The 7,176-nt window shown below is 64.7% G+C and carries 6 protein-coding genes; 2 read left to right on the top strand and 4 right to left on the bottom strand.

All coding sequences use genetic code 11. The features are described 5' to 3' along the window. Positions 1 to 543: 543 nt before the first annotated feature. Positions 544 to 2,223, top strand: a complete 1,680-nt coding sequence (locus tag KA184_13520) for an SUMF1/EgtB/PvdO family nonheme iron enzyme (GenBank protein MBP8130592.1) — start codon at positions 544 to 546, stop codon at positions 2,221 to 2,223. A gap of 61 nt (positions 2,224 to 2,284) precedes the next feature. On the opposite strand, the gene KA184_13525 is transcribed toward KA184_13520, so the two are convergent. The 4 genes from KA184_13525 to KA184_13540 all read right to left on the bottom strand — a co-directional run bounded on the left by KA184_13525 (position 2,285) and on the right by KA184_13540 (position 6,638). Beyond that, the gene (locus KA184_13525) at positions 2,285 to 3,205 is read right to left on the bottom strand and encodes a hypothetical protein (protein ID MBP8130593.1); all 921 of its coding nucleotides are present in this window, start codon (positions 3,203 to 3,205) and stop codon (positions 2,285 to 2,287) included. Between the two features lie 172 nt (positions 3,206 to 3,377). Then, positions 3,378 to 4,607, bottom strand: coding sequence for a 2-hydroxyacyl-CoA dehydratase (locus KA184_13530; protein MBP8130594.1), 1,230 nt, complete (start codon positions 4,605 to 4,607; stop codon positions 3,378 to 3,380). Between the two features lie 76 nt (positions 4,608 to 4,683). After that, positions 4,684 to 5,472, bottom strand: a complete 789-nt coding sequence (locus tag KA184_13535; GenBank protein ID MBP8130595.1) for a 2-hydroxyglutaryl-CoA dehydratase — start codon at positions 5,470 to 5,472, stop codon at positions 4,684 to 4,686. Then, positions 5,469 to 6,638 (bottom strand): 2-hydroxyacyl-CoA dehydratase, encoded by a 1,170-nt coding sequence (locus tag KA184_13540; GenBank protein MBP8130596.1) that lies wholly within the window; start codon positions 6,636 to 6,638, stop codon positions 5,469 to 5,471. Before KA184_13540 ends, KA184_13535 begins: the two co-directional genes overlap by 4 nt. 183 nt (positions 6,639 to 6,821) lie before the next feature. Here KA184_13540 and KA184_13545 point away from each other — a divergent pair. Next, positions 6,822 to 7,176, top strand: a 355-nt coding sequence (locus KA184_13545) for a ZIP family metal transporter (GenBank protein ID MBP8130597.1), incomplete at its 3' end; no start/stop codon positions are given.

The following is a 7,176-nucleotide window of genomic DNA, read 5'->3' on the forward strand; positions in this document are numbered from 1 at the left end:
GACGCCGCGTGAAGCAGGGGCAACCCGTCGCGCGTACTTACAATGCCTTCGGCAAACTGCAAGAGACCCTGGCTGCGCCGTGCGACGGCATCATTCTCGGCCATGCGGATTCGTCCGTTGTGTTTCCTGGCATGCGTTGCATGGCCTTCGGCTGCCCGCAGGCGGAGGGTCTGGGGGGCCGGGGCCAGGAGCCGGGGACGCCGTGTTCATCCGGTGCATCTTGAAACTATCCCAGAACCCGCGTGACGGGCAGAATCGCCCGTTCGACAGGGAGATACCGTTCAAAGAGCCAGGTCGTCTTTGCCCGAGCTTCGTAGGGGCGAGACATGCCTCGCCCCCCACGACAGGAATAAATCAGCTTTGGGGATAGCTTTTTGTCCTTCTCGTCCCTGCAGCCCATCATCTGGGGCAAGGAAAGGAGGGTTCTCCCTGACTTCAGGTCAGCATGGCCGGCAGGCCCGGCAAACGCGGTATTGGTCAGGGGCGGGGCGGCGGTGCTACACTATAGACAGTTTGTGACCGTGACTTGGCGGTATGTGAGGCATGATCGAAGTTGTCTGTTACCAATGCGGGCTGCGCATTCTGGTGCCCCCCTCCGTACAGGGAAAGGAGGGCGTTTGCTTCAATTGCCAGGCTCCCATCCGGGTACCGAGCGCGGTCCTGCGCGAAACGCATTTGAACCTGGCCTTCGAGCGCGGCGACCGGATAGGCGACCGGTACGTCATCGAGGAGCGCATCGGCAAGGGCGGGATGGGCGCGGTCTATCGCGCGCATGACACGCTGGTGGATGAGCCGGTGGCGCTCAAGTTCATGCATCCGGAACTGCTGCGCACGGAAAAAGGCCGGCAGATGTTCATCCAGGAGGCGCAAATCGCGCGGCGGCTGCGTCATGAGAACATCGTCGCCGTCCACGATGTAGCCTGGACGAGCGAGGGCATCCTCTACCTGTCGATGGAATTCCTGAGCGGGCAATCGCTGCGCGCGTTTCTGCGAAAGAAACGGAACGATCGCCGCCTGGTCGAGGTCCGTCTGGCGGTGACCGTGCTGAAACAGGTTCTGGCCGCGCTGGAATACGCGCACCGCACCGTCATCCATCGCGATATCAAGCCGGAAAACGTGTTCCTGCTTGTGAGTGAACGGGTCAAGATGCTGGATTTCGGCCTGGCCAAGGTCGTACACGAGGAACTGTTTGGCGCCCCCGTGGCGGCGGCAGCCACGGGACGCGTCGTAGGCACGCTGGGCTATGCGGCGCCTGAACAACGGCTGCGCCGCACGGTAGACCTGCGCGCGGACTTGTACTCGGTGGGCCTGTTGCTCTATGAGCTGTTCACGCTGCGCACACCGCTGGACGAGTTCGTGCCCGTGCCGCAGGTGCGGGAGGACGTATCGCCGGGTTTGCAGGCCGTGCTCGACCGCGCGCTGGCGGAGGAAAAGGAGCGCCGCTGGCAATCGGCCACGGAGTTCCGGAACGCGCTCGAGGAAGCCTTTGAAACGGCCTACGGCAGGAGCACAGTCCAGATGCTCTCGCCCACGACCGACAAGGAACCCTCGACGGAGGGCATGGTCTACCTTGAAGGCGGCAACTTTCTCATGGGCAGCAATGACGTGCGCGACGAGGCCCCGGAGGAGGAAGTCTACGTCGGCCCATTCTGGATGGACGTGCACCCGGTCACGGTAGGCGAATTCGCGCGGTTTCTGCAGGCGACGAGCCACCCCGAGCCAAGATTCTGGCGCGACCCGCAGTATAACGGGCCGGACCAGCCGGTTGTCGGGGTAACATGGGCCGAGGCGCGGGCCTATGCGAAGTGGCAGGGCAAGGACCTGCCCACGGAAGCACAGTGGGAATTCGCCGCGCGCGGCAAGGAAAACCGGCGTTACCCCTGGGGCAACCTGCCGCCCGAACCGACGTTGTGCAATTTCGGCGACAACCTGGGCATGCCGTCGATTATCTCGATGCACGAACGGGGCGCCACGCCGGAGGGCATCCAAGACATGGCCGGCAATATCATGGAGTGGACGCAGGATGCGTTCGTGCCCTATCCGGTCGCAAGGCGCACTTCCGGCAACGGGGCGCAGAACGCGCCGCGGAAGGCCGTGCGCGGCGGCTGCTGGAATTCGCGGCCCGGGGAACTGACCAGTACCGCGCGCAAGGGCCTGTTTCCCGAGTCCCGGCTCAACACCGTCGGGTTCCGCTGCGTCGTACCCGTGCGGAACAAGAGATAAGGGCTTGGGGCTGGAACGGGCTCATGCCGTCCGCCCCGGTGATTTCTCCCGGAGCGGCCCTTCAGCCTTCCGCCTTCCTCACATCCGCGCCGATGACGATCAAGTCGACTGCGCCCATGAGCAGCAGGAAAAGCATGCCCAGCGTCGTGAATGCGGTTTTAAGGATGTAGGAGAGGTGGCCCAGCAAATCGCCACTCCCGGCCTTGCCGAAGGCGACGAAGACCAGCACGACGCACGGCGCGAGCAAAAGCAGCAGGAAGTGCGCGTTCCAGAGCCGGTTGAGCAGCCGCGCCCGCAAGGCGGCGTCCGGGCATGCGGATGCGGACTGTAGCGCCAGGATGGACGCGGTCGCGAGCAGCAGCATGATGAACAGGCGCGAAACGCCGATCAGTTGCATGGACCACAGCCCCTGGTCTTCGAACATCAGCTTGAACGGCGCCATCAGCGGGTACGTGCCGGATTCAGGCGTTTCGAGCGGCACGACGAGCGAGAGCAGGAAGTAGGCGCCGCCGATGCTCGCCGCGATGGCGCCCGCGCGGTGCGCGGGAAACGCGCGCCGGATGCGCCCCCCCGCGTACAGGCCCACTACGCCGATAAGCGCAAACGCGCCGCCGAAGGGCAGGAACAGGTTCCCGGATACGGGCATGTCAAAAGGCGTGCCGAAGCTGCGCCGGACCGCTTCGTCCGAGTAATAGGCCAGAAACGGCGCCACGCCGAGCAAATGGACGATGACCGCGCGCACGGCGCCGCTCGCGCAAGCAGCGGCAATAATCACGGCCACGCCCGCCGCGGCGGGGTAGACCAGCAAGACCTTGACCAAGGTCGGGACGGATTCGTCGTCCAGCAGCGTTATGTTCGCGAGAAAGGGCCGGTACTCGCCGAAATCGGTCTTTTCGAGCAGCGGCATGACAGCGCCAAGGATCAGCACAACGGCAACGCACACATACGCGGCCAGGGAATAGGTCCCCGGGACGCGCGGCATGCGGCTGCTCCCTTTCGCTGGGGCTGTTTCCACACTGTCCAACCTGGACGTCCTCTCCCCACATCCGCGTCCTGCGCGGCGCCCAAACGCGAACGGCTCGACGGCGCCACTATACCCATACGCGCCGGATGGACGCAAGACGCAGCCTTGTCGAGGCTGCCCGAGGGCGCTTTCAGACCGCCGCGCGGCGGGCGGTCAAGGATTCCATGAACGCGTCGATACGCGTGGCGACCTGTTCGTCGGACCAGGAGCGGGTGTCGCTCTGGTCTGCTTCGATCATGAGGGTGGGGATGCCTCTCTTGCGTTCGATGCTTTGCGCCAGTTCGTATTGGCCGAAGGAATATGCGCGGCAACTGCGGTTCGAATGCATGACGAACCCGTCGAGGTGGAAATGCTCGGCCATTTGGGTCAGTTCGCGCTCGCGGTAGTCCAACCCGTGGTTGATGTATCCGCCGATGTAGTTCGCGGCCAGGGTCCAAAGCAGGTCGTCTTCGCGCCGGTCCGGCGACTGGTAACTGAAGTTCTCCGTGTAGGTGGACACGACCAGCGCCGCGTTGTGCTCGGCGAACTTGTCCGCCAGGAACTTTACCTTGTACCAGATGGCCAGATTGTCCCAGCCAAGCCGGAATTGCTCGCCCGGCACCGCGGCGACACCGTCGCGGACGCGCTCCTCCATCTCCGACTTGAGTTCCTGGTAATACTCGATGCACTGGGGCGTGCCGCGCAGGGTCACGATGGGCGCGAGATGAATGAACGTGTCGAACGAGTTCATGGGCGCGGGCCGGTGGCGCAGCAGGTCCTGGATGTCGCGCCACAACTGCACGGCTTCCTGCGAGCGCAGCAGCGTTTCGGTGAACGTGTCGGGATTGATGGGCGTGCCCGTGATTTCGCCGACGGTCTGGATCATATCCTCGAGTTGCGCCTTCACGTACGCGACGGCCTCGGGCCGGTCGGCCTCATACTGATACGGCGCGTCGATGAAGATAAGCGGCACATCGAAGATGCGCTGCAGCGCCTGATACCACTTGGTCACGGTGCCGCAGATGTTGTTGCAGCAGACCAGGAAATCGGGCCGCGGCGAGCCGCCGATGGGGCTTTCCCCGCTTATGATCGAGCCGATATCCGAACGCGCGTACGAGCATAGGTCGCGGGAATACCCCTTCTCCTCGGCCACGCCGCACAGGCGGTCGGCCATGCGGACGGTGCCGCACATGGCCGCATGATTCTCGGGATAGATGGGGATGACGCCCGCCGCGTGAAGGATTTCGACCGGGCCGCCGCTCGTGATCCACGCGATCTTCTGGCTCTTCTCTTGTTCGGCCATCTTCGCCATCATGTAATAGAGCGTCATTATCTCCTTCATCTTCTCCGCCGACCGAATCTTCACGCGCTTTTCGTTCATGGTGTCATCCCTGCTTGTGTCGTGGCACGGGCGTCCCGGTCGTGCCGCCCATGCTACGGGTATCTTGCTCTCCGTCTCAGAGGCCGAGGTCGCGCGCGATCAAGGCCGCGCCCAGGGCGCCCACGATCTGCGGCTCTTCCGGCGTAGTCAGTTTCAGCCCGATAGCCTGTTCGAGCCCTTTGACCACACCGATGTTCTTGGCAACGCCGCCGGTCATCATGACCTCCGGCGTCATGCCCACGCGCGCGGCCAGCGCGTTCACGCGCTGCGAGATGGCCGCGCACAATCCCGCGAGGATGCCCGGGATGCTCTCGTCCTGCGCGAGCAGCGAAATGACCTCGCTCTCCGCGAAGACGGTGCATGTTGACGAAATCCGCGCCGGGGAACCGGCGCTGAGCGCAAGCGGCCCAATCTCGTCGAGACCGACCTGCAGCGTGCGCGCCATGACCTCGAGAAACCGGCCCGTGCCCGCCGCGCATTTGTCGTTCATCTCGAAGCGGCGCACGCCGCCTTTCTCGTCCAGGGCAATGGCCTTTGAATCCTGCCCGCCGATGTCGATCACCGAACGCGCCGCGGGGTTCAACGCATGCGCGCCCCGCGCATGACACGTAATCTCGGTAACCGCCTTTGTACGCCCGGCCACGCTTTCCCGGCCGTACCCCGTGGAAACGAGCGCGGCGACCGTCTTGAGTTCCGCGGAGACTTCGCCCAGCACGCGTTCGAGCGCGACGTGCGCGGCCGCGGCCAGCTTGCCGCCGCTCGGGATGACCGTGTGCGCGGCAATGGCGCCCGTGGCGTCGAGAAGCACGGCTTTGGTCGTGGCGGAACCGACGTCCACGCCCGCGAAAAGCGGTCCCGCGCTCATCGCCCCGCCCTCACGGCAAGCATCTCGAGGAAAGCCTGGATGCGCGTGCGGAACTGCTCCGGCACAGGCAAATGCTGTTCGACCTCGACAAGCAGCGTCGGGATGCCGGCATCTTCGAGGGCCTGATTCACGTGGGGATAGTCGAAGAACCACGGGTCGCAGAACTTGGTCAGAAGAAACACGACACCGTCCGCGCGGGCAGCCTGCGCTTTCTCGACGAGATGCCGTCCCGGATCGAAGCCAGGCGCGTGAAACGCGGGACAGGGCCGGCGCGCCAAATACATCTGGGCGAGCATGTCGAGCGGGTCGTCCGCCACGGCCTTCTCCATGCAGAACAGGCGCGCGCCCATGCAGAGGTCGTCATCGGCCACGAAGCAGCCCGATTCCTCGATGGCCCGAATGAAATCCATGTTCTGGCACACGCTTCCGGCCACAAAGACACGTGGCACGGGCGTGCCGCACGCGAAAGCGGGGTCCGTGCAACTGTCCCCGGGGCCGGCCTCGACTTGCGCGGCGAGCGTCTCCAGCAGCGGCAAGTGCTCTTCCTTGGGCATAAACAGCGACGACACGACGGCGGACAACACCTGGCGCCCGTTCAGGCGCGGCGGGTCGCAACGGCGAAGCGCATAGAGCCGGTTCATGGCGTCCCGGTGGCGCTGGTAGAGGTCGATGCTCGCGCGGAGCGCCTCTTCGCTGATGGGGCCGCTGATCGCTTCGATCTGCCCTCTTACACGCTCTAATTCACTCCGGAAATATGCGAGCGCCGGGGCGCCCTTCGTGTGCGTCGGGATCGAAACGATCAGCGCGTGATGCTCGGGCTTCTTGCGCTTCCAGAGGTCGGCGACGTTCTGCATCGTGTCGCACGTGTGTGAAAACACGACCAGGTCGAGAAAATCCAGCTCGTTCGCGAGCGCGCTGTCGAGACTGCTGCGCGCGAAACTGCACGCGAAGGGCTGGAGCACCTCGTCGGCGCGCGGCGTGCCGCCCGGCCGGCCCAGCACGCGCACCGGCAGATACCCGGCCGCGTGGACCAATTCCTGGGGCGCGTAGGAGCACAGAAATCCGGCCACTTTCGTGTTCTGCGCCGCGGCGGCTCGCGCCGTCGCATAGACATCGGCGCAGACCGCATCAAAGATCTGGAGAGGGGGGCGTGCTTCGGAAGACATGGTCGTATTACTTCACTTTTCGTTGAATTTCCGGCCAGGCGGCCTGTTCGACGGGCGCCGCAACAGGAAGAAGCCTACACACCTCCCGCCGCCATTTCAAGCGTTGCGCGCGTGGTGTGCCGCCGGTAGAATGATGTTCCACCGCGCGGGAAACGGGGCGGTATGGGCTCTCGTGGAGGTCTTATGGCGATCACGTGGTTTAGCGACCTGCATCCTGTGGGCCAGGCGTTCCTGGCTACCTGTTTCACCTGGGGCTTGACCGCGCTGGGCGCGGCGGCGGTGTTCGTGTTCAAGACGCTGCACCGGAAGATGCTGGACACCATGCTCGGCTTTGCCGCGGGGGTAATGACCGCGGCGAGCTTCTGGTCGCTACTGGCCCCGGCAATAGCAATGGCCGAGGAAGGCCCCCTGCCCGCGTGGGTCCCGGCCGTCATCGGGTTTCTGGCGGGCGGCGCGTTTCTGTGGCTTGCGGACAGCCTGACCCCGCACCTGCATCTGGGCTTTCCGCGCAACGAGGCGGAGGGCATCCAGACGAACT

This window comes from Candidatus Hydrogenedentota bacterium, from assembly GCA_018005585.1.
GTDB lineage: Bacteria > Hydrogenedentota > Hydrogenedentia > Hydrogenedentales > JAGMZX01 > JAGMZX01.

What these genes read in the sequence shown, in the direction of transcription:
- KA184_13540 (MBP8130596.1), bottom strand. Translation starts at nt 6,638, where the DNA reads ATGTCTTCCGAAGCACGCCCCCCTCTCCAGATCTTTGATGCGGTCTGC.
- KA184_13525 (MBP8130593.1), bottom strand. Translation starts at nt 3,205, where the DNA reads ATGCCGCGCGTCCCGGGGACCTATTCCCTGGCCGCGTATGTGTGCGTT.
- KA184_13520 (MBP8130592.1), top strand. Translation starts at nt 544, where the DNA reads ATGATCGAAGTTGTCTGTTACCAATGCGGGCTGCGCATTCTGGTGCCC.
- KA184_13535 (MBP8130595.1), bottom strand. Translation starts at nt 5,472, where the DNA reads ATGAGCGCGGGACCGCTTTTCGCGGGCGTGGACGTCGGTTCCGCCACG.
- KA184_13530 (MBP8130594.1), bottom strand. Translation starts at nt 4,607, where the DNA reads ATGAACGAAAAGCGCGTGAAGATTCGGTCGGCGGAGAAGATGAAGGAG.